Source organism: Enterobacter sp. UPMP2060 (genome assembly GCF_053709655.1).
The window spans coordinates 163,268-187,075 of sequence record NZ_JBSKJQ010000001.1; the positions used below are offsets into that span (position 1 = coordinate 163,268).

Consider the following 23,808-nt stretch of genomic DNA (forward strand, 5'->3'; position numbering starts at 1 on the left):
AAGGATACAAAATGAGTAGCGTAGATATTCTTGTTCCCGACCTGCCTGAATCCGTAGCAGATGCGACCGTCGCTACCTGGCACAAAAAACCAGGCGATGCCGTTAAGCGCGATGAAGTGCTGGTAGAAATCGAAACTGACAAAGTGGTACTGGAAGTACCGGCTTCGGCGGATGGCGTTCTGGACGCGGTGCTGGAAGATGAAGGTACCACCGTAACCTCTCGTCAGATCCTGGGTCGCCTGCGTGAAGGCAACAGCGCGGGCAAAGAGTCCAGCGCGAAATCTGAAGAGAAAGCCTCTACGCCGGCTCAGCGCCAGCAGGCTTCTCTGGAAGAACAGTCTAACGACGCCCTCAGCCCGGCGATCCGTCGCCTGCTGGCTGAACACAGCCTTGACCCGGCAGCCATCAAAGGCACCGGTGTGGGCGGTCGTCTGACCCGCGAAGACATCGACAAACACCTTGCGAAAGCGCCAGCTCAGGCAGAAGCGAAAGCCCCTGCGGCAGCACCAGCAGCACAGCCTGCTCTGGGTGCCCGCAGCGAAAAACGCGTGCCAATGACTCGCCTGCGCAAGCGCGTGGCCGAGCGTCTGCTGGAAGCGAAAAACTCCACCGCGATGCTGACCACCTTCAACGAAGTGAACATGAAGCCAATCATGGACCTGCGCAAGCAGTACGGTGACGCGTTTGAAAAACGTCACGGTATCCGTCTGGGCTTTATGTCCTTCTACGTTAAGGCGGTAGTTGAAGCGCTGAAACGCTACCCGGAAGTGAACGCGTCTATCGATGGCGATGACGTGGTTTACCACAACTATTTCGAAGTCAGCATGGCGGTTTCTACTCCACGCGGCCTGGTCACCCCGGTTCTGCGTGATGTAGATACCCTGGGTATGGCTGACATCGAGAAAAACATTAAAGAGCTGGCTGTAAAAGGCCGCGACGGCAAGCTGACCGTAGACGACCTGACCGGCGGTAACTTCACCATTACCAACGGCGGCGTATTCGGCTCGCTGATGTCTACCCCGATCATTAACCCGCCGCAGAGCGCGATCCTGGGTATGCATGCCATTAAAGATCGCCCGATGGCGGTAGACGGTAAAGTTGAGATCCTGCCGATGATGTACCTGGCGCTCTCTTACGATCACCGCCTGATCGACGGCCGCGAGTCCGTGGGCTTCCTGGTCGCGATTAAAGAGCTGCTGGAAGATCCAACCCGTCTGCTGCTGGACGTATAGTTTTGCAGTCTTGCCCGGCGGCGTATGGCTGCCGGGCCAATAAAGCACGACCTAACGATTACCTGAAGGATGGATAGAACACATGAACTTACATGAATATCAGGCCAAACAGCTGTTTGCCCGGTATGGCTTACCGGCTCCGGTGGGTTATGCCTGTACTACCCCGCGTGAAGCAGAAGAAGCCGCATCTAAAATCGGTTCCGGCCCTTGGGTAGTTAAGTGTCAGGTTCACGCTGGTGGCCGTGGTAAAGCGGGCGGTGTGAAGGTTGTTAAGAGTAAAGAAGAGATTCGTGCGTTTGCTGAACATTGGCTCGGCAAGCGTCTGGTAACGTACCAGACAGATGCGAACGGCCAGCCGGTTAACCAGATCCTGGTTGAAGCGGCGACCGATATCGCGAAAGAACTGTACCTGGGCGCGGTTGTTGACCGTAGCTCCCGTCGCGTGGTGTTCATGGCGTCTACCGAAGGCGGCGTGGAAATCGAAAAAGTGGCGGAAGAAACCCCGCACCTGATCCACAAAGTGGCAATCGATCCGCTGGCAGGCCCAATGCCTTACCAGGGGCGCGAGCTGGCGTTCAAACTGGGCCTGGAAGGCAAGCTGGTTCAGCAGTTCACCAAGATCTTCATGGGTCTGGCGAACATCTTCCTGGAGCGCGATTTGGCGCTGATCGAGATCAACCCGCTGGTGATCACCACCCAGGGCGACCTGATCTGCCTCGACGGCAAGCTGGGCGCTGACGGCAACGCGCTGTTCCGCCAGTCCGATCTGCGCGAAATGCGCGACCAGTCTCAGGAAGATCCGCGTGAAGCGCAGGCTGCACAGTGGGAGCTGAACTACGTGGCGCTGGACGGCAACATCGGCTGCATGGTTAACGGTGCGGGCCTGGCAATGGGCACCATGGACATCGTTAAGCTGCACGGCGGTGAGCCAGCAAACTTCCTCGACGTAGGCGGTGGCGCAACCAAAGAGCGCGTAACCGAAGCGTTCAAAATCATCCTCTCTGACGACAACGTGAAGGCCGTTCTGGTTAACATCTTCGGCGGCATCGTTCGTTGCGATCTGATCGCCGACGGTATCATCGGTGCGGTAGAAGAAGTGGGTGTTAACGTTCCGGTGGTTGTGCGTCTGGAAGGTAACAACGCTGAACTCGGCGCGAAAAAACTGGCTGACAGCGGCCTGAATATTATTGCAGCGAAAAGTCTGACGGATGCAGCTCAGCAGGTTGTTGCCGCAGTGGAGGGGAAATAATGTCAGTTTTAATTAATAAAGATACCAAGGTTATCTGCCAGGGCTTCACCGGTAGCCAGGGGACTTTCCACTCCGAACAGGCGATTGCCTACGGCACGCAGATGGTTGGCGGCGTAACGCCAGGTAAAGGCGGTACCACGCACCTGGGCCTGCCGGTATTCAACACCGTGCGTGAAGCCGTAGAAGCGACGGGCGCAACCGCGACCGTGATCTACGTTCCGGCACCGTTCTGCAAAGACTCCATTCTGGAAGCGATCGACGCAGGCATCAAGCTGATCATCACCATCACTGAAGGCATCCCGACGCTGGATATGCTGACCGTGAAGGTGAAGCTGGATGAAGCAGGCGTGCGCATGATCGGCCCGAACTGCCCTGGCGTTATCACCCCGGGCGAATGCAAAATCGGCATCATGCCGGGCCACATTCACAAGCCGGGTAAAGTGGGCATCGTGTCCCGTTCCGGTACGCTGACCTATGAAGCCGTTAAGCAGACTACCGATTACGGCTTCGGCCAGTCCACCTGCGTGGGCATCGGCGGTGACCCAATTCCGGGCTCTAACTTCATCGACATCCTGAAGCTGTTCCAGGAAGATCCACAGACCGAAGCGATCGTGATGATCGGTGAGATCGGTGGTAGCGCGGAAGAAGAAGCCGCTGCTTACATCAAAGAACACGTGACCAAGCCAGTAGTCGGTTACATCGCGGGTGTGACCGCGCCGAAAGGCAAGCGTATGGGTCACGCAGGCGCGATCATCGCCGGTGGTAAGGGTACGGCTGATGAGAAATTCGCAGCGCTGGAAGCCGCAGGCGTGAAAACCGTTCGCAGCCTGGCGGATATCGGCGAAGCACTGAAATCCATCATTAAGTAAGTCCTCTCTGCTCCCCGAAAGGGGGGCGTTGAAGTATAAAAATGTCCGTTTCGACATGGTTGGCCGCTGTAAAGCGGCCTTTTTTATTGCCTGCCGGGCGTCATGCAATAGTCACTAAATGGTGTTAATTAGAGAGGGGGGTAAAAGTAAAATAATTGTTATTTATTTACCTTAAAGAGAGCGGATGGAAAAAAACGAAAAACGCACTAAAATTTATGTCCTGAATAAATTAGGCATTCGGGCTTCTGAGTTAATAAAAATCACTTCTGTTTATATTCATCAATCGACTTGATAACCTTAATTGTATTTTATATACATATCTTTAACATGGTTTTTACTATGTTCACCGCATCAAAACACATTTAACACAACGGATTGTTTTTGATTTAAATCAATGTTTAATCCTTGGAAAAACCCATCAAAAGGCGGTAAATTGTCCCCGATCAAAATGGCCGAAAAGTGGTAATTTTGCTATAAATTGATCGCCGTCGAAAAACGTAAATGTGATTCAATAATAACCTGTTTATTGTAAGGGTTTTGCAGCGTATTATATTTGCGGGATCAATTTGAGTTTTTTATTAACGTATTTGTAACCTCACGTCATCGTTTTTATCCTCCTTCAGGGTAATAACGACGACAAGGATGCGAATAATTTGTATTGGGGCATGCGTGTGGATCTCTCTCTGACGGGGTTCACTCTCGGAGTCTTCATGCGATGAGCAAGGAGTCATGATGTTAGATATAGTCGAACTGTCGCGCTTACAGTTTGCCTTGACCGCGATGTACCACTTCCTGTTTGTGCCACTGACGCTCGGTATGGCGTTCCTGCTGGCCATTATGGAAACGGTATACGTTCTCTCCGGCAAACAGATTTATAAAGATATGACCAAGTTCTGGGGCAAGTTGTTTGGTATCAACTTTGCGCTGGGCGTGGCAACCGGTTTGACCATGGAGTTCCAGTTCGGGACTAACTGGTCTTACTATTCCCACTATGTAGGGGATATCTTCGGTGCGCCGCTGGCCATTGAAGGTCTGATGGCATTCTTCCTCGAATCCACCTTTGTAGGTCTGTTCTTCTTCGGCTGGGACCGTCTGGGTAAAGTCCAGCATATGGCGGTGACCTGGCTGGTGGCATTAGGTTCGAACCTGTCCGCGCTGTGGATTCTGGTGGCGAACGGCTGGATGCAGAACCCTATCGCGTCTGATTTCAACTTCGAAACCATGCGTATGGAGATGGTCAGCTTTGCCGAGCTGGTCCTGAACCCGGTTGCGCAGGTTAAATTCGTTCACACCGTCGCCTCTGGCTACGTGTGCGGCGCGATGTTTGTACTGGGCATCAGTTCTTACTACATGCTGCGCGGTCGTGACTTCGCGTTTGCTAAGCGCTCCTTTGCTATCGCTGCAAGCTTCGGTATGGCTGCAATCCTCTCTGTTATCGTTCTGGGTGATGAATCCGGTTACGAAATGGGTGACGTGCAGAAAACCAAACTGGCCGCCATCGAAGCCGAATGGGAAACCCAACCGGCGCCTGCTGCCTTTACGCTGTTCGGTATTCCGGATCAGGACGCGCAGGAAAACCGCTTCGCCATTCAGATCCCTTATGCGCTGGGTATCATCGCCACCCGTTCTGTTGACAAGCAGGTGACCGGTCTGAAAGAGTTGATGGTTCAGCACGAAGAGCGTATCCGTAACGGTATGAAAGCCTACTCGCTGCTGGAACAGCTGCGTGCCGGTTCTACCGACCAGGCCGTTCGCGACCAGTTCAACAACGTGAAGAAAGATCTGGGTTACGGTTTGCTGCTGAAGCGTTATACCCCGAACGTTTCTGATGCGACAGAAGCGCAGATCCAGATGGCAACCAAAGACTCGATTCCACGCGTTGCGCCACTGTACTTCGCATTCCGTATCATGGTGGGTTGCGGCATCATTATGCTGCTGATCATTGCGGCGTCCTTCTGGTCCGTGATTCGCAACCGCATCGGCGAGAAAAAATGGCTGCTGCGCACCGCGCTGTACGGTATTCCACTGCCGTGGATCGCGATCGAATCCGGCTGGTTTGTTGCGGAGTACGGCCGTCAGCCATGGGCGATTGGTGAGGTACTGCCAACGGCGGTAGCGAACTCGTCCCTGACAGCGGGCGACCTGATCTTCTCCATGCTGCTGATTTGTGGTCTGTACACCCTGTTCCTGGTGGCTGAACTGTTCCTGATGTTCAAGTTCGCGCGCCTTGGCCCAAGCAGCCTGAAAACCGGTCGCTATCACTACGAGCAGTCCACTGCGACTACTCAGCCGGCACGCTAAGACAGGAGTCATCAAATGATCGATTATGAAGTATTGCGTTTTATCTGGTGGCTGCTGGTTGGCGTTCTGCTGATCGGTTTTGCCGTCACGGATGGTTTCGACATGGGGGTGGGGATGCTCACCCGTTTCCTCGGTCGTAATGACACCGAGCGTCGAATCATGATCAACTCCATCGCCCCTCACTGGGACGGTAACCAGGTGTGGCTGATCACCGCTGGCGGCGCGCTGTTCGCTGCCTGGCCGATGGTCTACGCGGCTGCGTTCTCCGGCTTCTACGTGGCGATGATTCTGGTGCTGGCCTCTTTATTCTTCCGTCCGGTTGGTTTCGACTACCGTTCCAAGATTGAAGACACCCGCTGGCGCAACATGTGGGACTGGGGCATCTTTATCGGTAGCTTCGTTCCACCGCTGGTGATCGGCGTGGCGTTCGGTAACCTGCTTCAGGGCGTACCGTTCCACCTGGACGAATACATGCGTCTTTACTACACCGGTAACTTCTTCCAGCTGCTGAATCCGTTTGGCCTGCTGGCCGGCGTGGTGAGCGTGGCGATGATCATCACTCAGGGCGCAACCTATCTGCAGATGCGTACGGTTGGTGAACTGCACCTGCGTTCTCGCGCGACGGCTCAGGTCGCTGCGCTGGTCACGCTGGTCTGCTTCGCACTGGCCGGTGTGTGGGTGGTGTACGGCATTGATGGTTATGTGGTGACCTCTGCAATTAACCACTCGGCACCGTCTAACCCGCTGACCAAAGAAGTGGCGCGTCAGGCTGGCGCCTGGCTGGTGAACTTTAATAACACCCCTGCGCTGTGGGCGATCCCGGCTCTGGGCGTATTGCTGCCGCTGCTGACCGTGTTGACGTCTCGTCTGGAGAAAGGCGCGCTGGCGTTCGTGTTCTCTTCGCTGACCCTGGCGTGCATCATCCTGACGGCGGGTATTGCGATGTTCCCATTCGTCATGCCATCCAGCACCATGCTGAATGCTAGCCTGACCATGTGGGACGCAACGTCCAGCCAGCTGACGCTGAACCTGATGACGTATGTTGCTTGCGTATTCGTACCGATTATCCTGCTCTACACCACCTGGTGTTACTGGAAAATGTTCGGTCGCATCACTAAAGAACATATCGAAAGCAACACCCACTCTATGTACTAAGTAAGGAGCTGAATATGTGGTATTTCGCATGGATTTTAGGGACGCTTCTTGCCTGTGCATTTGGTGTCATCACTGCCCTGGCGCTTGAACACGTCGAAGCGACCAAAGCGGGTGAAGAAAAACACTGATGAATATTATCGCGACGCTTTACGCGGTAATGGACAAGCGCCCGTTACGGGCGCTTTCTTTAGTGATGGCATTACTGCTGGCAGGTTGTATCTTCTGGGACCCTTCGCGCTTTGCAGCGAAAACCAGCGAGCTTGAAATCTGGCACGGCTTTCTCATTATGTGGGCGGTGTGCGCAGGTGTGATCCACGGCGTGGGCTTTCGTCCGAAAGCCGTTCACTGGCAGGGAATTTTTTGCCCGCTGATTGCCGATCTGGTGCTTCTCGCCGGTTTGATTTTCTTCTTCTTCTGAATAAGAAATGTCCGTTAACGTTATGGGCTTACCCGAGCCCATAAAAATTTACTCTCCGTTTACTTTCTCCCATTCCCAACCCTCTTTCCCGCGCGTATAGTAGCGAAGTTTAAAAGCATTAACTTTTGTTGCATTACCGGGATGTAAAGTGAATACAACGCTGTTTCGATGGCCGGTTCGTGTCTATTACGAAGATACCGATGCCGGTGGTGTGGTTTACCACGCCAGCTACGTTGCTTTTTATGAACGGGCACGCACAGAGATGCTGCGCCATCATCACTTTAGTCAACAGGTGCTGTTGGCTGAGCGAGTTGCCTTCGTGGTACGCAAGATGACGCTTGAGTATTTTGCGCCTGCCAGACTCGACGATATGCTCGAAGTCCAAACTGAAATTACATCAATGCGCGGGACCTCACTGGTTTTCACGCAGCGGATAGTCAACGCAGAGAATACCGTACTGAACTCAGCTGAAGTGCTGATTGTTTGTGTTGATCCAACCATAATGAAGCCTCGTGCGCTTCCTAAGTCTATTGTCGCGGAGTTTAAGCAGTGACTGACATGAATATCCTTGATTTGTTCCTGAAGGCAAGCCTTCTGGTTAAACTTATCATGTTGATTTTGATTGGTTTTTCAATCGCATCCTGGGCCATCATCATCCAGAGAACGCGTATCCTCAATGCCGCTGGCCGTGAAGCTGAAGCGTTTGAAGATAAGTTCTGGTCGGGTATTGAGCTTTCTCGTCTGTATCAGGAAAGCCAGGGACGCCGTGAAAACCTTACAGGCTCCGAGCAAATTTTTTATAGCGGTTTCAAAGAGTTTGCTCGTCTGCATCGTGCAAACAATCATGCGCCGGAAGCGGTTGTAGAAGGTGCCTCGCGTGCGATGCGTATCTCTATGAACCGTGAGCTGGAAAATCTCGAAACGCATATTCCATTCCTCGGCACTGTCGGTTCCATCAGCCCGTATATCGGCCTGTTTGGTACCGTGTGGGGGATCATGCACGCCTTTATCGCGCTGGGCGCGGTGAAGCAGGCGACGTTGCAGATGGTTGCACCGGGTATCGCTGAAGCACTGATTGCGACCGCTATCGGTCTGTTTGCGGCAATTCCTGCGGTTATGGCTTACAACCGTCTGAACCAGCGCGTGAACAAACTGGAACTGAACTACGACAACTTTATGGAAGAGTTCACTGCGATTCTGCACCGTCAGGCGTTTACCAGCACCGAGAGCAACAAGGGGTAAACCATGGCCAGATCGCGTGGACGAGGTCGTCGCGAGCTCAAGTCCGAAATCAATATCGTTCCACTGCTGGACGTCCTGCTGGTACTGCTGCTGATCTTCATGGCGACAGCGCCAATCATTACTCAGAGCGTGGAAGTGGATCTGCCGGATGCGACAGAATCACAGGCGGTGAGCACCAATGACGATCCTCCGGTTATCATTGAGGTTTCCGGCGTAGGGCAATACAGCGTCGTGGTAGAGAAAGATCGTATGGATCAGCTGCCGCCTGAGCAGGTTATTGCTGAAGCGCAGCGTCGTCTGGAGTCAAATCCGAAAACGGTCTTCTTAATCGGTGGCGCGAAAGACGTACCCTACGATGAAATTATTAAAGCGCTGAACTTGCTACATAGTGCGGGTGTTAAGTCAGTTGGCTTAATGACCCAACCTATTTGATCATCCGCGTAGTTTTTGGGAACCGATAGTGTCAAAGGCAACCGAACAGAACGACAAGCTTAAGCGAGCGATAATCGTCTCCGCAGTGCTGCACGTGATTCTCTTTGCAGCGCTGATCTGGAGTTCGTTCGACGAGCATATTGATGCATCAGCCGGCGGCGGTGGAGGGTCTTCCATTGACGCCGTGATGGTGGATCCCGGTGCGGTAGTACAGAACTATAATCGCGAACAGCAGCAGAAGGCGAGTGCCAAACGGGCTGAAGAGCAGCGTGAAAAACAGTCGCAACAGCAGGCGGAAGAACTGCGTGAAAAGCAGGCCGCAGAGCAGGAGCGTCTGAAGCAGCTTGAGAAAGAGCGTTTGCAGGCGCAGGAAGCTGCGAAAGAGCAGGCGGAACAGCAGAAGCAAGCCGAAGAGGCCGCGAAGAAAGCACAGGAACAGCAAAAGCAGGCGGAAGAGGCGGCAGCAAAAGCCGCAGCGGACGCGAAAGCACAGGCTGATGCCCAGGCAAAATTAGCGGCAGAAGCCGCGAAGAAAGCCGCTGCCGATGCTCAGAAGAAAGCTGAAGCGGAAGCCGCGAAGAAAGCCGCTGCTGATGCTCAGAAGAAAGCCGAAGCGGAAGCCGCGAAAAAAGCCGCTGCCGATGCTCAGAAGAAAGCCGAAGCGGAAGCCGCGAAAAAAGCCGCTCAGGAAGCAGAGAAGAAAGCTGCTGCCGAGGCCGCGAAGAAAGCGGCTGCTGCTGAGAAAGCGGCTGCAGAAAAAGCTGCCGCCGCTGAAAAAGCCGCTGCCGATAAAAAAGCTGCAGCTGAGAAGGCCGCTGCCGATAAGAAAGCTGCAGCTGAGAAGGCCGCTGCCGATAAGAAAGCTGCTGCTGATAAAGCGGCGGCCAAAAAGGCCGCGGCTGCTGAAAAAGCCGCTGCTGCCGCAGGGGTTGACGATCTGCTGGGCGATTTAAGCTCCGGTAAGAATGCACCGAAAACGGGCGCTGGGGCGAAAGGAAACAACGCAGCGCCGACGGGAAGTGGTAACACTAAGAGTAACGGTGCGACAGGGGCTGAAATCAACGGTTATGCCGCGCAGATTAAATCCGCTATTGAAAGCCGATTCTATGATGCGTCTTCCTATACCGGTAAAACGTGTACGTTGCGTATAAAACTGGCTCCGGACGGCATGCTGCTGGATATCAAGTCTGAAGGTGGCGACCCGGCTTTATGTACTGCGGCCCTGGCTGCAGCGCGTCAGGCGAAGATGCCTAAACCGCCGTCTCAGGCAGTTTACGAAGTCTTCAAAAATGCGCCGCTGGACTTCAAACCTTAAGTTACATTTTCCCCGTGCAAACGGGGAAAAATAGACCAGGTTTAGTCACAGGGTTCTGGTAGTTTTGTCTATTTGAGTTTGTTAACATTCTGCTAAATTATCGTGGGTAAGGTTACCCGGATAAGGGAGATATGATGAAGCAGGCATTACGTGTAGCATTTAGTTTTTTAATGCTGTGGGCAGCAGTACTGCACGCAGAAGTACGTATCGAGATCACCCAGGGGGTGGACTCGGCACGCCCAATCGGTGTTGTTCCGTTCCAGTGGGCCGGTCCTGGCGCTGCACCTGAAGATGCCGGTGGCATCGTGGCGGCTGACCTGCGTAACAGCGGTAAATTCAACCCGTTAGATCGTTCTCGTCTGCCGCAGCAGCCGGGCAGCGCGCAGGAAGTACAGCCTGCAGCATGGTCTGCACTGGGTATTGATGCCGTGGTTGTGGGTCAGGTTACGCCTAACCCGGACGGCTCTTACAACGTGGCCTGGCAGCTGGTGGATACCGGCGGTGCACCGGGTACCGTTCTGGCACAGAACTCTTACAAGGTCACTAAGCAGTACCTGCGCTACGCGGCACACGCTGCCAGCGATGCGGTATTTGAAAAACTGACCGGCATTAAAGGGGCGTTCCGTACCCGTATTGCTTATGTGGTGCAGACCAACGGTGGTCAGTTCCCGTATGAGCTGCGCGTATCTGACTACGACGGCTACAACCAGTTCCTGGTGAAACGTTCTTCTCAGCCGCTGATGTCTCCAGCCTGGTCTCCGGACGGTTCTAAACTGGCCTATGTAACCTTCGAAAGCGGCCGTTCAGCGCTGGTTATCCAGACGCTGGCAAACGGAGCTGTTCGTCAGGTGGCGTCTTTCCCACGTCACAACGGTGCACCTTCCTTCTCTCCGGACGGGTCTAAACTGGCGTTTGCGCTGTCAAAAACCGGTAGCCTGAACCTGTACGTGATGGACATTGGCTCTGGCCAGATCCGTCAGGTGACCGACGGTCGCAGCAACAACACTGAACCTTCATGGTTCCCGGATAGTCAAAACCTGGCGTTTACTTCTGACCAGGCTGGCCGTCCACAAATCTATAAAGTCAACATCAACGGCGGTGCTCCGCAGCGTATTACCTGGGAAGGTTCGCAGAACCAGAACTCAGACGTGAGCAGCGACGGTAAATTTATGGTAATGGTGAGCTCCAACGGTGGGCAGCAGCACATTGCTAAACAAGATCTGGTAGCGGGTGGCGTTCAAGTTCTGTCGTCAACGTTCCTGGATGAAACGCCGAGTCTGGCACCTAACGGCACGATGGTAATCTACAGCTCTTCTCAGGGGATGGGATCTGTGCTGAATCTGGTTTCTACAGATGGGCGTTTCAAAGCGCGTATTCCGGCAACTGATGGACAGGTAAAATCACCTGCCTGGTCGCCGTATCTGTAAATAATAATTAATTGATTACTAAAGGAATCATAGAAATGCAACTGAACAAAGTGCTGAAGGGGCTGATGATCGCTCTGCCTGTAATGGCAATCGCAGCGTGTTCTTCTAACAAGAACGCCAGCAATGACCAGAGCGGCGAAGGCATGATGGGTGCCGGCACCGGCATGGACGCGAACGGCAATGGCAACATGTCTTCTGAAGAGCAAGCGCGTCTTCAGATGCAGCAGCTGCAGCAGAACAACATCGTTTACTTCGATCTGGATAAATACGACATCCGTTCTGACTTCGCTGCGATGCTGGACGCTCACGCTAACTTCCTGCGTAGCAACCCATCTTACAAAGTCACCGTAGAAGGTCACGCGGACGAACGTGGTACTCCAGAGTACAACATCTCCCTGGGTGAACGTCGTGCTAACGCTGTTAAAATGTACCTGCAGGGTAAAGGCGTTTCTGCTGACCAGATCTCCATCGTTTCTTACGGTAAAGAAAAACCTGCAGTACTGGGTCACGACGAAGCGGCTTACTCCAAAAACCGTCGTGCCGTACTGGTTTACTAAGAGAATTGCATGAGCAGTAACTTCAGACATCATCTGTTGAGTCTGTCGTTACTGGTTGGAATAGCGGCCCCCTGGGCCGCTTTTGCTCAGGCACCAATCAGTAGTGTCGGCTCAGGCTCGGTAGAAGACCGGGTCACTCAACTCGAGCGTATTTCTAACGCTCACAGCCAGCTTTTAACCCAACTCCAGCAACAACTTTCTGATAACCAAAACGATATTGACTCTCTCCGCGGCCAGATTCAGGAAAGCCAGTATCAGTTGAACCAGGTTGTGGAACGTCAGAAGCAGATTTTGCTGCAGATAGATAGCCTGAGCAGCGGTGGTGCAGCAGCACAAGCACAGCCAGCCGCGGGCGATCAGACCGGTGCGGCGACATCAGCTCCGGCTGCGGATGCTTCTGCTGCAACAGGTGCGCCTGTACAGAGCGGTGACGCGAATACGGACTACAACGCGGCCATTGCCCTGGTGCAGGATCAATCTCGTCAGGATGACGCGCTTGCTGCGTTTCAGAACTTTGTTAAGAAATACCCTGATTCCACTTATCAGCCAAATGCGAATTACTGGCTCGGTCAGCTGAATTACAACAAGGGTAAAAAGGACGATGCGGCGTTTTATTTTGCCTCAGTGGTGAAAAATTACCCGAAATCGCCAAAAGCGCCTGATGCGATGTATAAAGTGGGCGTCATCATGCAGGACAAAGGCGACACTGCGAAAGCCAAAGCGGTTTACCAGCAGGTGGTCTCCAAATTCCCGGGTACTGAAGGTGCTAAGCAGGCGCAAAAACGTCTGAATTCGATGGGATGATTATCGCATGACCAGAAATCGCGTTATTTCTGGTCGTGCAGCATGATTCGTAAGCAGTTAAGTGATCTTCATCGAAATTTTTGTTGCGCTGAATTCTTAAATCAGTAATATATGCCGCCGTTGCCACGGGATATCAAACAACGTGAAAACAGCGTAAAAGTGGGTCGTTAGCTCAGTTGGTAGAGCAGTTGACTTTTAATCAATTGGTCGCAGGTTCGAATCCTGCACGACCCACCACTAAGTCAGGTGGAAGTAGTAAAACGTGAAGGATAACGTTGCGTCAGCAACGGCCCGTAGGGCGAGGCGAAGCCGAGTCATCCTGCACGACCCACCACTTAACGCACACCAGTAGTACAGAGTGGGTGATTAGCTCAGTTGGTAGAGCATCTCCTTTACACGGAGGGGGTCGGCGGTTCGAGCCCGTCATCACCCACCACTCGGGTCGTTAGCTCAGTTGGTAGAGCAGTTGACTTTTAATCAATTGGTCGCAGGTTCGAATCCTGCACGACCCACCAATTTTATTGGTTCCGAGTGATAATTCAGGCAACACCCAAAAGGGTCGTTAGCTCAGTTGGTAGAGCAGTTGACTTTTAATCAATTGGTCGCAGGTTCGAATCCTGCACGACCCACCAGCCTGAATAAATTTGAAGTACATCCCGCAAGGGGTCGTTAGCTCAGTTGGTAGAGCAGTTGACTTTTAATCAATTGGTCGCAGGTTCGAATCCTGCACGACCCACCAGTGTAGAAAGGCGCCCTAAAGGCGCCTTTTTGCTATCTGCCGTCTGTGCAGGTCGGGCAAGGCGAATCCGCCAGCCGACAAATGCTATCCGCACCTATTTCCGGTGACTTTTCCTCTCATATTCGCTATCTTGTTTAGTATACAAAACACAATTGCCATGCGTTTTGCTATGTCATGCAAAAGAAAGGCAATATTGTTAAGCCCGTAAAACGAGAAGCCATAATGAGTGTGATGTTTGATCCTGAAGCCGCAATCTATCCGTTTCCGCCAAAGCCTGTCCCTCTGAGCCAGGACGAAAAGCAATTCTACCGTGAGAAGATCAAACGTCTTCTCAAAGAACGAGATGCGGTGATGGTGGCCCATTACTACACCGACCCGGAAATTCAGCAGCTAGCGGAAGAGACCGGGGGCTGTATTTCAGATTCACTGGAGATGGCACGCTTCGGTGCAAAACATCCTGCTTCCACGCTGCTGGTTGCCGGCGTGCGTTTTATGGGCGAAACGGCAAAGATCCTGAGCCCTGAAAAAACCATTCTGATGCCGACTCTTAATGCGGAGTGTTCACTGGATCTCGGCTGCCCGATTGACGAATTCACGGCCTTCTGTGACGCCCACCCTGACCGGACCGTGGTGGTTTACGCCAACACCTCTGCGGCGGTAAAAGCGCGGGCAGACTGGGTTGTCACCTCCAGCATCGCCGTTGAGCTGATTGAACATCTGGATAGCCTGGGCGAGAAAATTATCTGGGCGCCTGACCGCCATCTTGGAAATTATGTCCAGAAGCAGACAGGGGCTGACGTTCTCTGCTGGCAGGGTGCCTGCATTGTGCACGACGAATTCAAAACCCAGGCGCTGGCGCGCATGAAGGCACTTTATCCTGACGCCGCGATTCTTGTTCACCCAGAATCACCGCAGTCTATTGTCGAGATGGCGGACGCCGTGGGCTCAACCAGCCAGCTTATCAACGCGGCCAGAACGCTGCCTAACAGGCAGCTCATCGTGGCGACCGATCGCGGTATCTTCTACAAGATGCAGCAGGCCGTGCCGGAGAAAGAGCTCCTTGAAGCGCCAACGGCGGGCGAGGGCGCAACGTGTCGCAGCTGTGCGCATTGTCCGTGGATGGCTATGAATGGCCTGAAGGCCATTGCCGAAGGGCTCGAGACGGGCGGGGCAGCACATGAAATCCATGTGGATGCCGCCCTGCGTGAAGGTGCATTAATTCCGCTTAACCGCATGCTGGATTTTGCGGCTACACTACGTACTTAATTCAAAACGCCCCGGGGAAAAGATGGATTTTTTTAGCACGCAGAACATTCTGGTTCATATACCGATTGGTGCAGGTGGCTATGACCTGTCATGGATTGAGGCCTTTGGCACGCTGGCGGGATTACTCTGTATCTGGCTGGCAAGCCTGGAGAAGATCAGCAACTACGCGTTCGGGCTGATAAACGTTACGCTGTTTGCGATTATCTTCTTCCAGATCCAGCTGTACGCCAGCCTGCTTTTGCAGCTGTTCTTCTTCGCCGCCAATATTTACGGCTGGTACGCGTGGTCGCGTCAGAACAGCCAGCAGGAGGCAGAACTGCAGATCCGCTGGCTGCCCTTGCCGAAAGCCATCGCCTGGTTTGTTGCCTGCGTGGTCGCCATTGGTTTAATGACCGTCTATATCAACCCGGTGTTTGCGTTCCTGACCCGCGTTGCCGTTTCGGTCATGTCCGGTTTCGGCCTGAACGTGACGATGCCCGAGCTCCAGCCGGATGCCTTCCCGTTCTGGGATTCCTGCATGATGGTGCTGTCGATTGCGGCGATGATCCTGATGACCCGTAAATACGTTGAGAACTGGCTGCTGTGGGTCATCATCAACGTGATCAGCGTGGCAATCTTCGCCCTGCAGGGCGTCTATGCGATGTCGCTGGAATATCTGCTGCTGACCTTCATCGCGCTGAACGGCAGCCGGATGTGGATTAAGAGCGCGCGTGAGCGGGGTTCTCACGCGCTTTCCAGCTAGTGGTGATGCTGATGTGAATGTCCGGACTGCGCCTCGTTAAGGTGGCAGTCCGGCCCGTTACAGGGCTGATACTCCATCTGGATGGTGGCGTGGCCAATTTCGTAGTGATGTTCAAGAAAATGCTGGATGCGCTCAAGCAGCGCATCGTGGTCGTGAGGCGGGATCACATGGACGTGCAGCGTCATGACCGGTTTTTCCCCCACCAGCCAGACGTGAACGTGATGAACGTTGCGCACTTCCGGGACTGAACGGCGCAGGTTGCGCTTTAGCTCGTCAATATCCATCGATGCCGGTGCCCCTTCAAGCAGTTCATTCACGCTCTCCTTCAGCAGCCGCCAGGCGCTGCGCAAGACCAGACACGACACCAGCACGGACAGAATCGGATCGACAGGCGTCCAGCCGGTGTAGAGGATCACCAGCGCGGCGACAATTGCCCCGACTGAGCCGAGCAAATCACCCAGAACATGCAGAGCCGCAGCGCGTACGTTGAGGTTCTTTTCCCCGCTGCCGCGGTGCAAAATCCAGAAGGCGAGGATATTCGCCAGCAGCCCCGCCACGGCAATCACCATCATTGTCGCCCCGGCGATCGGCTGCGGGTGTCTGAATCGCTGTACGGCCTCCCAGACGATAAGAACGGTAATGACCACCAGCGCAATAGCGTTAACAAACGCGGCGAGGGTTGTCAGCCTCAGCCAGCCGAAGGTATGGCGCGCATTGGGAGGACGACGCGCAAACTGCACCGCCAGCAGGGCGAAGAGCAGCGCTGCGGCATCGGTCAGCATATGTCCGGCATCAGCCAGAAGCGCCAGAGAGCCGGAAATCAGGCCGCCAATGACCTCGATAACCATAAACGTTGCCGTGACGCCAAAGGCCAGCATCAGTCGTTTAGCGTTGTCGTTGCCGGGAGAGTGTGAGTGGGAATGGGAGTGCGCCATGTCTGCTTTCCTGATGTGTTATTGTTTTTAGTGTAGCGTTTTTAATAGGTTACTCCAAAAAGAAAGGAGAGCCAGAGCTCTCCTTTTTCTTTCCGATCACAACCTGTTATTGGGTTGTGCCATCAGTTTTGGTATTCGCGTCGTTTCCGACTTTGTCATTAGGGTCAGGGCATTTGCCGTCCTTGCACATTGAGTTCTTATGAACCTCGTCCGAACTCATATTGTCATGATTCATGGTGCCGGAACCGCTGCCGTTGGGATGCAGCATGGTGCCTCCGGTGTTAGTGTTGCCGGCATTGATCTGGCTGTTGTCGACATTATTCGGGGCGATATTCTGTTTCGCATCAGGGGCGGGCTGGCCTGCTGCCGCAGCGGCATTCGCATCACCGTTGCTGTCTGATGTGCCCGTTTCCGCGGCCAGGACGCTGCCGCTTGCCAGAGTGAGTGTGGCGGTCAGGAAGAGGGTTGCCAGTTTTGTCATTTTCATCATGGTGCTCCTGTTCTTGTCGTTACGCTGGATAACATTCTCCAACAGTGCATCTTTTTCTGAGGCGAAAGATTCCGCCTTACGGACTTACGTCAGTAGGGAATCGCGTTTAAGCGTGTAAAATTGGTTGTTACAGTTAAAAAGCTTAGGTTAGATCTCGTTTTTCGCTATTTTGTGGCGATTTTTAGGCGAATTCCAGGAATTATCTGCGTGAAGTGTAAAACCGTGTTTACACTTCCTGGTCGACAAGATAGATTGAAAGGATTGCTTTCATTACTAAAGATATGGCAGAGCTGGAAAGAAAATGAATTATCAGAACGACGATTTACGCATTAAAGAGATCAATGAGTTATTACCTCCTGTAGCGCTCCTTGAGAAATTCCCCGCCACTGAAAATGCCGCAAATACGGTTTCTCATGCTCGTAAAGCGATCCATAAGATCCTGAAAGGTAATGACGATCGTCTTCTGGTGGTGATTGGTCCGTGCTCCATTCACGATCCTGCAGCTGCGAAAGAGTACGCTGCCCGTCTGCTCACCCTCCGTGAAGAGCTGAAGGACGAGCTGGAAATCGTGATGCGCGTTTATTTTGAAAAACCGCGCACCACCGTGGGCTGGAAAGGGCTGATTAACGATCCGCATATGGATAACAGCTTCCAGATCAACGACGGTCTGCGCATTGCGCGCAAGCTGCTGCTGGAGATCAACGACAGCGGCCTGCCTGCGGCCGGTGAATTCCTGGACATGATTACGCCACAATACCTGGCAGACCTGATGAGCTGGGGCGCAATTGGTGCCCGCACAACCGAATCTCAGGTGCACCGCGAGCTGGCGTCCGGTCTCTCTTGCCCGGTGGGTTTCAAAAACGGCACTGACGGCGCCATTAAGGTGGCTATCGACGCCATCAACGCAGCGGGTGCGCCGCACTGCTTCCTGTCCGTGACCAAATGGGGCCATTCCGCCATCGTTAACACCAGCGGTAACGGTGACTGCCATATCATTCTGCGCGGCGGCAAAGAGCCGAACTACAGCGCGAAACACGTGGCAGAAGTGAAGGTCGGGCTGGAAAAAGCCGGGCTGCCACCGCAGGTGATGATCGATTTCAGCCATGCCAACTCCAGCAAGCAGTTTAAAAAGCAGATGGAAGTAGGGGCAGACGTTTGCCAGCAGATTGCCGGCGGTGAGAAGGCAGTGATTGGGGTGATGATCGAAAGCCATCTGGTTGAAGGTAACCAGAACCTGGAAGGCAGCGAGCCGCTGGTGTATGGCAAAAGCGTCACCGATGCCTGCATTGGCTGGGACGATACCGATGCTATCCTGCGTCAGCTGGCGAATGCGGTAAAAGCGCGCCGCGGCTAAATTATCTGGCACAAATAAAAAAGCGCGGAAGGCTCCGCGCTTTTTTTATGTCTGGCGAAAATTACTTCGCTTTACCCTGGTTCGCGACAGCCGCTGCTTTGGCCGCGATCTCTTCTGCGTTACCCAGATAGTAGTGTTTGATTGGCTTGAAGTTTTCGTCGAACTCATACACCAGCGGTACGCCAGTTGGAATGTTCAGTTCGAGGATTTCGTCTTCACCCATGTTGTCCAGGTATTTCACCAGCGCACGCAGGGAGTTACCGTGAGCAGCGATGATCACGCGCTCGCCGCTTTTCAGGCGTGGCAGAATGGTTTCGTTCCAGTAAGGCACAACGCGGTCGATGGTCAGCGCCAGGCTTTCGGTGGTTGGCAGCTCAGCGTCGGTCAGCTTCGCGTAACGCGGATCGTGGCCCGGGTAGCGCTCGTCATCTTTGGTCAGCTCTGGTGGGGTGATTGCGAAGCCGCGACGCCACTGTTTAACCTGCTCGTCGCCATATTTCTCAGCGGTTTCCGCTTTGTTCAGGCCCTGCAGCGCACCGTAGTGGCGTTCGTTCAGTTTCCAGGACTTCTCAACCGGCAGCCAGGCCTGATCCAGTTCGTCCAGCACGTTCCACAGGGTGTGGATGGCACGTTTCAGCACAGAGGTGTAAGCAAAATCAAAGCTGAAGCCTTCTTCCTTCAGCAGTTTACCCGCTGCTTTTGCTTCGCTTACGCCTTTCTCAGACAGATCAACGTCGTACCAACCGGTAAAGCGGTTTTCGTTGTTCCACTGGCTTTCGCCGTGACGCACCAGGACCAGCTTAGTTATAGCCATCTCTTACTCCTCAAGCATTTTTAGAATGATAACAATTCTCATTATATTGCCGTGGCCGTGCCACCAGCAACGCTTAACCCTAACCATAGCGAAAATAGTCTCTGAGTGTAAGATGCTTGTGAATCCAGGGTTATGATTTTGTCTGCGATCGGCGCTATTTTCAGCAAGGCGCGCAGAAAAAAGCCCTCCGGAGGGAGGGCTGGATATTAATGTGGAATAAAATGATATTCCGTCATGCTCACGTACTCTTTACCCGGACGCAGCACGCAGTCTGGCTGCGGCCATTCCGGATGGTTCGGGCTGTCCGGCAGGAACTCGCTCTCCAGCGCCAGGCCTTGCCAGTCGCTGTACTCATCATGTTCGCGCGCCGTCGTGCCGCCGAGGTAGTTGCCTGAGTAAAACTGCAGTGCAGGGGCTGTGGTATAAACCGTCATCTGCAGTTTCTCATCCGCAGACCAGACCTGTGCGGCAGGCTGTTTCACATCGCCTTTGGCCTGCAGCAGGAAAGCGTGGTCGTAGCCTTTTACCTTACGCTGATCGTCATCGCTCATGAAATCCTGGGCGATGGACTTCGCGCTGCGGAAGTCAAAGCTGGTGCCGCTCACGTCTTTGAGGCCCTGATACGGAATGCCCATCTCGTCAACTGGAAGATATGCATCCGCCAGGATCTGCAGCTTGTGGTTACGCACGTCGCACTGGCTACCGTCCAGGTTGAAATACGCGTGATTGGTCAGATTGACCGGACACGGCTTATCGACCGTCGCACGGTATTCGATGGCGATACGGTTGTCGTCGGTCAGCGTAAAGCGCGCGGACGCGACAAGGTTCCCCGGGAAGCCCTGGTCGCCATCAGGCGAATCCAGCGAGAACAGCACTTCGCCATCGTTTTGACGAACAATCTTCCAGCGGCGTTTATCAAACCCGTCCGGTCCGCCGTGCAGCTGGTTCTCACCCTGGCTTGGAAGCAGGGTGTACTGCACGCCGTCGAGTTCAAAACGGCTCTTCGCGATGCGGTTAGCATAGCGACCAACGGACGCGCCCAGATAGGCGGACTGATTGATGTACTGCTCAGGCGAGGCGCAGCCGAGCAGGGTCTCGCGCACGCTGCCGTCCGGCATCGGTACGCGGGCAGAAAGAAGGGTTGCCCCCCAGTCCATCACCGTAACGACCATCCCCGCGCTATTGCGCAGGGTTAACAGGCGATACGGCAGACCATCCGGTGCAAGGGTAGGTGTTTCGTTTAGCACTGTCCGGCTCCTTGTGATGCTTTACAAACATAGAAGGTTTCTTTGATACCCGTTTTTGCTTCGTACTGCTTCGCCACGGCATCCTGTACGGCAGGGACCAGCTCTTCTGGCACCAGCGCAACGATGCAGCCGCCAAAACCGCCGCCCGTCATGCGCACGCCGCCTTTGTCGCCGATGGTGGCTTTAACGATGTCCACCAGGGTGTCGATCTGCGGAACGGTGATTTCAAAATCATCGCGCATGGAGGCGTGAGATTCCGCCATCAGCTCACCCATGCGTTTCAGGTCACCTTTCGCCAGCGCGGACGCGGCTTCAACGGTACGGGCATTTTCCGTCAGCACGTGACGAACGCGTTTGGCGACAATCGGATCCAGCTCGTGCGCCACTTTGTTAAATTCATTGAGCGTCACGTCGCGCAGGGCAGGCTGCTGGAAGAAGCGGGCGCCGGTTTCGCACTGCTGGCGGCGGGTGTTGTATTCGCTGCCCACCAGCGTGCGCTTAAAGTTGCTGTTGACGATCACCACAGCCGCGCCTTTCGGCAGGGGAACGGCTTTGGTACCCAGCGAGCGGCAATCAATTAACAGGGCATGCTCTTTTTTGCCCAGCGCGGAGATCAGCTGGTCCATAATGCCGCAGTTGCAGCCCACGAACTGGTTTTCTGCTTCCTGACCGTTCAGGGCGATTTGCGCGCCGTCCAGCGGCAGATGATAAAGCTGCTGGAACACGGTACCCACGGCGACTTCCAGGGACGCAGAGGAGCTTAAGCCCGCACCCTGCGGCACGTTGCCGCTGATAACTAAATCTGCGCCGCCAAAGTTCTTGTTACGCTTCTGAAGGTGTTTCACCACGCCGCGCACGTAGTTAGACCACTGCTGGCTGTCGTGCGTCACAATCGGGGCATCGAGGGAAAACTCGTCCGTCTCATTACCGTAATCCGCCGCAATCACGCGAACTTTACGGTCGTCGCGCTTCGCGCAGCTGATGACGGTCTGGTAATCGATAGCGCACGGCAGCACGAAACCGTCGTTATAGTCGGTGTGTTCACCGATCAGGTTAACGCGGCCTGGCGCCTGGATAACGTGGGTGGCAGGGTAGCCAAATTTCTCAGCAAACAGGGATTGTGTTTTATCTTTCAGACTCATTTTTTAGACTCCTGATTCGCGATAGTGGACGTCGCTAACGGCACGCAGACGTTCTGCCGCCTGTTCCGCCGTCAGGTCACGCTGGGTTTCCGCCAGCATTTCATAGCCCACCATGAATTTACGCACCGTCGCAGAGCGCAGCAGCGGCGGATAGAAATGGGCGTGCAGCTGCCAGTGTTGATTCTCTTCGTCGTTAAACGGGGCGCCGTGCCAGCCCATGGAGTACGGGAAAGAGCACTGGAAGAGGTTGTCGTAACGGCTGGTCAGCTTTTTCAGCGCCAGGGCAAGGTCGTCGCGCTGCGCGTCGCTAAGATCGGTGATGCGCTGCACGTGCGCTTTCGGCAGCAGCAGCGTTTCAAACGGCCAGGCGGCCCAGTAAGGGACGACGGCCAGCCAGTGTTCGGTTTCCACCACGGTGCGGCTGCCGTCGGCCAGCTCGCGCTGGGTGTAATCCACCAGCATCGGCGAACCGTTTTCCGCGTAATACGCTTTCTGCAGACGGTCTTCACGCTCGGCTTCGTTAGGCAGGAAGCTGTTCGCCCAGATCTGGCCGTGCGGGTGCGGGTTTGAGCAGCCCATGGCCGCGCCTTTGTTTTCGAACACCTGCACCCACGGATAGCGCTGCCCCAGCTCTGCGGTTTGCGCCTGCCAGGTGCTGACGACCTCTTTCAGCGCGTCCACGCTCAGCTCGGGCAGCGTTTTGCTGTGATCCGGCGAGAAGCAGATCACGCGGCTGGTTCCGCGCGCGCTTTCGCAGCGCATCAGCGGATCGTGGCTTTGCGGCGCGTCCGGCGTGTCGGTCATCAACGCGGCAAAATCGTTGGTGAACACGAAGGTGCCTTTGTAGTCCGGGTTTTTATCCCCGGTGACGCGCGTGTTGCCCGGACAGAGGAAGCAGTCCGGGTCGTGCTGTGGCAGCGTCTGTTTTGCAGGCGTCTCCTGCGCCCCCTGCCAGGGGCGCTTGGCGCGATGCGGAGAAACCAAAATCCATTGCCCGCTTAACGGGTTAAAACGACGATGCGGATGATCGACGGGATTAAATTGCGTCATGACGGATCCTTAGTCCGGATAGCCTTGCGGGTGGCGTGACTGCCAGTGCCAGGTATCCTGTGCCATTTCATCAAGCGTGCGCGTCACACGCCAGTTAAGCTCTTTGTCGGCTTTGGTGGCATCGGCCCAGTAAGCAGGCAGGTCGCCATCTCGACGCGGAGCGAAGTGGTAGTTCACCGGCTTACCGCAGGCTTTGCTGAAGGCGTTAACCACGTCCAGCACGCTGCTGCCGACCCCGGCGCCGAGGTTGTAAATATGCACGCCCGGTTTGTTGGCCAGCTGCTGCATGGCCGCAACGTGACCGTCGGCCAGATCCATCACGTGGATGTAGTCGCGCACGCCGGTGCCGTCTTCGGTCGGATAGTCATTGCCAAATATCGCCAGCGAGTCGCGGCGACCCACGGCAACCTGGGCGATATACGGCATCAGGTTGTTCGGGATGCCCTGCGGATCTTCACCCATGTCGCCGGACGGATGCGCGCCGACCGGGTTGAAGTAGCGCAGCAGCGCGATGCTCCACTCCGGCTGCGCTTTTTGCAGGTCGGTCAGGATCTGCTCTACCATCAGCTTGCTTTTGCCGTACGGGCTTTGCGGGGTACCGGTCGGGAAGCTTTCAACGTAAGGGATTTTGGGCTGATCGCCGTAGACGGTGGCGGAGGAGCTAAAGATGAAGTTTTTGACGTTGGCCGCACGCATGGCGGAGATGAGACGCAGGGTACCGTTGACGTTGTTGTCGTAATACTCGAGCGGCTTCGCAACGGATTCACCGACCGCTTTCAGACCCGCGAAGTGGATCACCGCTTCGATGGCATGGTCGTGAAGGATCTCGGTCATCAGCGCTTCGTTGCGGATGTCGCCTTCCACGAAAGTCGGTTGTTTACCGCCAAGGCGTTCAATCACCGGCAGCACGCTGCGCTTACTGTTGCACAGGTTGTCGAGGATGATGACGTCGTGACCGTTTTGCAGCAGTTGCACGCAGGTATGACTACCTATGTAACCGCTACCACCTGTTACCAGAACTCGCATAT

The 23,808-nt window shown here is 54.6% G+C and carries 24 protein-coding genes and 5 tRNA genes; 22 read left to right on the forward strand and 7 right to left on the reverse strand.

Annotated elements, in window-relative coordinates; all coding sequences use genetic code 11:
* Window positions 1-11: 11 nt before the first annotated feature.
* The 21 genes from odhB (at window position 12) to pnuC (ending at window position 15,748) form a co-directional block, all read left to right on the forward strand.
* On the forward strand, window positions 12-1,232 hold the full coding sequence (odhB, locus tag ACWKXN_RS00825; RefSeq protein ID WP_454543185.1) for a 2-oxoglutarate dehydrogenase complex dihydrolipoyllysine-residue succinyltransferase: 1,221 nt from the start codon (window positions 12-14) through the stop codon (window positions 1,230-1,232).
* An 82-nt stretch (window positions 1,233-1,314) separates the two neighbouring features.
* Entirely contained in the window at window positions 1,315-2,481 is a 1,167-nt protein-coding gene (sucC, locus tag ACWKXN_RS00830; protein WP_023310791.1) for an ADP-forming succinate--CoA ligase subunit beta, read from the forward strand.
* Window positions 2,481-3,350 (forward strand): succinate--CoA ligase subunit alpha, encoded by an 870-nt coding sequence (sucD, locus tag ACWKXN_RS00835; protein ID WP_008501094.1) that lies wholly within the window; start codon window positions 2,481-2,483, stop codon window positions 3,348-3,350. The genes sucC and sucD overlap by 1 nt, the downstream gene beginning before the upstream one ends.
* 732 nt (window positions 3,351-4,082) lie before the next feature.
* A complete protein-coding gene (gene cydA / locus ACWKXN_RS00840; RefSeq protein WP_023310795.1) occupies window positions 4,083-5,651 on the forward strand; it encodes a cytochrome ubiquinol oxidase subunit I in 1,569 nt (522 codons plus the stop codon).
* A gap of 15 nt (window positions 5,652-5,666) precedes the next feature.
* The gene (cydB, locus tag ACWKXN_RS00845) at window positions 5,667-6,806 is read left to right on the forward strand and encodes a cytochrome d ubiquinol oxidase subunit II (protein WP_047061368.1); all 1,140 of its coding nucleotides are present in this window, start codon (window positions 5,667-5,669) and stop codon (window positions 6,804-6,806) included.
* A gap of 14 nt (window positions 6,807-6,820) precedes the next feature.
* On the forward strand, window positions 6,821-6,934 hold the full coding sequence (cydX, locus tag ACWKXN_RS00850; RefSeq protein ID WP_003858598.1) for a cytochrome bd-I oxidase subunit CydX: 114 nt from the start codon (window positions 6,821-6,823) through the stop codon (window positions 6,932-6,934).
* Window positions 6,934-7,224 carry a cyd operon protein YbgE gene (ybgE, locus tag ACWKXN_RS00855; protein ID WP_010428735.1) on the forward strand — a complete coding sequence of 97 codons (291 nt, stop codon included), beginning with the start codon at window positions 6,934-6,936 and terminating at the stop codon, window positions 7,222-7,224. The genes cydX and ybgE overlap by 1 nt, the downstream gene beginning before the upstream one ends.
* A 148-nt stretch (window positions 7,225-7,372) precedes the next feature.
* Window positions 7,373-7,777: a tol-pal system-associated acyl-CoA thioesterase gene (gene ybgC, locus ACWKXN_RS00860; protein WP_003858593.1), complete on the forward strand. Its 405-nt coding sequence runs from the start codon at window positions 7,373-7,375 to the stop codon at window positions 7,775-7,777.
* A complete protein-coding gene (tolQ, locus tag ACWKXN_RS00865) occupies window positions 7,774-8,466 on the forward strand; it encodes a Tol-Pal system protein TolQ (RefSeq protein WP_008501101.1) in 693 nt (230 codons plus the stop codon). The genes ybgC and tolQ overlap by 4 nt, the downstream gene beginning before the upstream one ends.
* A 3-nt stretch (window positions 8,467-8,469) precedes the next feature.
* Window positions 8,470-8,898: a colicin uptake protein TolR gene (tolR, locus tag ACWKXN_RS00870; RefSeq protein ID WP_003858589.1), complete on the forward strand. Its 429-nt coding sequence runs from the start codon at window positions 8,470-8,472 to the stop codon at window positions 8,896-8,898.
* Window positions 8,899-8,926: 28 nt separating this feature from the next.
* Window positions 8,927-10,213 (forward strand): cell envelope integrity protein TolA, encoded by a 1,287-nt coding sequence (tolA, locus tag ACWKXN_RS00875; protein WP_454543186.1) that lies wholly within the window; start codon window positions 8,927-8,929, stop codon window positions 10,211-10,213.
* A 134-nt stretch (window positions 10,214-10,347) separates the two neighbouring features.
* On the forward strand, window positions 10,348-11,640 hold the full coding sequence (gene tolB / locus ACWKXN_RS00880) for a Tol-Pal system beta propeller repeat protein TolB (RefSeq protein WP_008501103.1): 1,293 nt from the start codon (window positions 10,348-10,350) through the stop codon (window positions 11,638-11,640).
* 35 nt (window positions 11,641-11,675) lie between these two features.
* Entirely contained in the window at window positions 11,676-12,197 is a 522-nt protein-coding gene (gene pal, locus ACWKXN_RS00885) for a peptidoglycan-associated lipoprotein Pal (RefSeq protein WP_003858578.1), read from the forward strand.
* Window positions 12,198-12,206: 9 nt separating this feature from the next.
* Window positions 12,207-13,001: a cell division protein CpoB gene (gene cpoB, locus ACWKXN_RS00890; protein ID WP_048976319.1), complete on the forward strand. Its 795-nt coding sequence runs from the start codon at window positions 12,207-12,209 to the stop codon at window positions 12,999-13,001.
* A 161-nt stretch (window positions 13,002-13,162) separates the two neighbouring features.
* Window positions 13,163-13,238, forward strand: a tRNA-Lys gene (locus ACWKXN_RS00895).
* A 123-nt stretch (window positions 13,239-13,361) separates the two neighbouring features.
* Window positions 13,362-13,437, forward strand: a tRNA-Val gene (locus ACWKXN_RS00900).
* A gap of 3 nt (window positions 13,438-13,440) precedes the next feature.
* Window positions 13,441-13,516 (forward strand) — tRNA-Lys (locus ACWKXN_RS00905).
* Between the two features lie 41 nt (window positions 13,517-13,557).
* A tRNA-Lys gene (locus tag ACWKXN_RS00910) sits at window positions 13,558-13,633 on the forward strand.
* Between the two features lie 31 nt (window positions 13,634-13,664).
* Window positions 13,665-13,740 (forward strand) — tRNA-Lys (locus ACWKXN_RS00915).
* Window positions 13,741-13,962: 222 nt separating this feature from the next.
* Window positions 13,963-15,006, forward strand: a complete 1,044-nt coding sequence (gene nadA, locus ACWKXN_RS00920) for a quinolinate synthase NadA (protein ID WP_211437752.1) — start codon at window positions 13,963-13,965, stop codon at window positions 15,004-15,006.
* A 22-nt stretch (window positions 15,007-15,028) separates the two neighbouring features.
* Window positions 15,029-15,748 (forward strand): nicotinamide riboside transporter PnuC, encoded by a 720-nt coding sequence (gene pnuC, locus ACWKXN_RS00925; protein WP_182931649.1) that lies wholly within the window; start codon window positions 15,029-15,031, stop codon window positions 15,746-15,748.
* Here pnuC and zitB read toward each other — a convergent pair.
* Together zitB and ACWKXN_RS00935 are read right to left on the reverse strand one after the other, a co-directional pair.
* On the reverse strand, window positions 15,745-16,683 hold the full coding sequence (zitB, locus tag ACWKXN_RS00930) for a CDF family zinc transporter ZitB (protein WP_454543187.1): 939 nt from the start codon (window positions 16,681-16,683) through the stop codon (window positions 15,745-15,747). The two genes, pnuC and zitB, sit on opposite strands and share 4 nt — an antisense overlap.
* Before the next feature lie 106 nt (window positions 16,684-16,789).
* The gene (locus ACWKXN_RS00935) at window positions 16,790-17,170 is read right to left on the reverse strand and encodes a protein YbgS (protein WP_454543438.1); all 381 of its coding nucleotides are present in this window, start codon (window positions 17,168-17,170) and stop codon (window positions 16,790-16,792) included.
* A 304-nt stretch (window positions 17,171-17,474) separates the two neighbouring features.
* Between ACWKXN_RS00935 and aroG the strand changes: the two genes are divergently transcribed.
* Window positions 17,475-18,527: a 3-deoxy-7-phosphoheptulonate synthase AroG gene (aroG, locus tag ACWKXN_RS00940; RefSeq protein WP_454543188.1), complete on the forward strand. Its 1,053-nt coding sequence runs from the start codon at window positions 17,475-17,477 to the stop codon at window positions 18,525-18,527.
* A gap of 61 nt (window positions 18,528-18,588) precedes the next feature.
* Here the strand turns inward: aroG and gpmA are convergent, their stop codons facing one another.
* The 5 genes from gpmA to galE all read right to left on the reverse strand — a co-directional run bounded on the left by gpmA (window position 18,589) and on the right by galE (window position 23,806).
* Window positions 18,589-19,341, reverse strand: coding sequence for a 2,3-diphosphoglycerate-dependent phosphoglycerate mutase (gene gpmA, locus ACWKXN_RS00945; protein ID WP_023310804.1), 753 nt, complete (start codon window positions 19,339-19,341; stop codon window positions 18,589-18,591).
* A 206-nt stretch (window positions 19,342-19,547) separates the two neighbouring features.
* Window positions 19,548-20,588, reverse strand: a complete 1,041-nt coding sequence (galM, locus tag ACWKXN_RS00950) for a galactose-1-epimerase (protein ID WP_047061378.1) — start codon at window positions 20,586-20,588, stop codon at window positions 19,548-19,550.
* On the reverse strand, window positions 20,582-21,730 hold the full coding sequence (galK, locus tag ACWKXN_RS00955) for a galactokinase (RefSeq protein WP_033144961.1): 1,149 nt from the start codon (window positions 21,728-21,730) through the stop codon (window positions 20,582-20,584). The genes galM and galK overlap by 7 nt, the downstream gene beginning before the upstream one ends.
* Window positions 21,731-21,733: 3 nt before the next feature.
* Entirely contained in the window at window positions 21,734-22,780 is a 1,047-nt protein-coding gene (galT, locus tag ACWKXN_RS00960) for a galactose-1-phosphate uridylyltransferase (RefSeq protein ID WP_454543189.1), read from the reverse strand.
* Window positions 22,781-22,789: 9 nt separating this feature from the next.
* Window positions 22,790-23,806 carry a UDP-glucose 4-epimerase GalE gene (gene galE, locus ACWKXN_RS00965; RefSeq protein WP_023334950.1) on the reverse strand — a complete coding sequence of 339 codons (1,017 nt, stop codon included), beginning with the start codon at window positions 23,804-23,806 and terminating at the stop codon, window positions 22,790-22,792.
* Window positions 23,807-23,808: the final 2 nt, after the last annotated feature.

Excerpts from the sequence above, each read along its gene's own strand:
- sucD (WP_008501094.1), top strand. The coding sequence starts at position 2,481 with ATGTCAGTTTTAATTAATAAAGATACCAAGGTTATCTGCCAGGGCTTC.
- odhB (WP_454543185.1), top strand. The coding sequence starts at position 12 with ATGAGTAGCGTAGATATTCTTGTTCCCGACCTGCCTGAATCCGTAGCA.
- nadA (WP_211437752.1), top strand. The coding sequence starts at position 13,963 with ATGAGTGTGATGTTTGATCCTGAAGCCGCAATCTATCCGTTTCCGCCA.
- galE (WP_023334950.1), bottom strand. The coding sequence starts at position 23,806 with ATGCGAGTTCTGGTAACAGGTGGTAGCGGTTACATAGGTAGTCATACC.
- tolB (WP_008501103.1), top strand. The coding sequence starts at position 10,348 with ATGAAGCAGGCATTACGTGTAGCATTTAGTTTTTTAATGCTGTGGGCA.
- ACWKXN_RS00935 (WP_454543438.1), bottom strand. The coding sequence starts at position 17,170 with ATGAAAATGACAAAACTGGCAACCCTCTTCCTGACCGCCACACTCACT.
- cydB (WP_047061368.1), top strand. The coding sequence starts at position 5,667 with ATGATCGATTATGAAGTATTGCGTTTTATCTGGTGGCTGCTGGTTGGC.
- cydX (WP_003858598.1), top strand. The coding sequence starts at position 6,821 with ATGTGGTATTTCGCATGGATTTTAGGGACGCTTCTTGCCTGTGCATTT.
- ybgE (WP_010428735.1), top strand. The coding sequence starts at position 6,934 with ATGAATATTATCGCGACGCTTTACGCGGTAATGGACAAGCGCCCGTTA.
- tolR (WP_003858589.1), top strand. The coding sequence starts at position 8,470 with ATGGCCAGATCGCGTGGACGAGGTCGTCGCGAGCTCAAGTCCGAAATC.
- aroG (WP_454543188.1), top strand. The coding sequence starts at position 17,475 with ATGAATTATCAGAACGACGATTTACGCATTAAAGAGATCAATGAGTTA.
- galT (WP_454543189.1), bottom strand. The coding sequence starts at position 22,780 with ATGACGCAATTTAATCCCGTCGATCATCCGCATCGTCGTTTTAACCCG.
- galK (WP_033144961.1), bottom strand. The coding sequence starts at position 21,730 with ATGAGTCTGAAAGATAAAACACAATCCCTGTTTGCTGAGAAATTTGGC.
- cpoB (WP_048976319.1), top strand. The coding sequence starts at position 12,207 with ATGAGCAGTAACTTCAGACATCATCTGTTGAGTCTGTCGTTACTGGTT.
- gpmA (WP_023310804.1), bottom strand. The coding sequence starts at position 19,341 with ATGGCTATAACTAAGCTGGTCCTGGTGCGTCACGGCGAAAGCCAGTGG.
- cydA (WP_023310795.1), top strand. The coding sequence starts at position 4,083 with ATGTTAGATATAGTCGAACTGTCGCGCTTACAGTTTGCCTTGACCGCG.
- zitB (WP_454543187.1), bottom strand. The coding sequence starts at position 16,683 with ATGGCGCACTCCCATTCCCACTCACACTCTCCCGGCAACGACAACGCT.
- pal (WP_003858578.1), top strand. The coding sequence starts at position 11,676 with ATGCAACTGAACAAAGTGCTGAAGGGGCTGATGATCGCTCTGCCTGTA.
- pnuC (WP_182931649.1), top strand. The coding sequence starts at position 15,029 with ATGGATTTTTTTAGCACGCAGAACATTCTGGTTCATATACCGATTGGT.
- sucC (WP_023310791.1), top strand. The coding sequence starts at position 1,315 with ATGAACTTACATGAATATCAGGCCAAACAGCTGTTTGCCCGGTATGGC.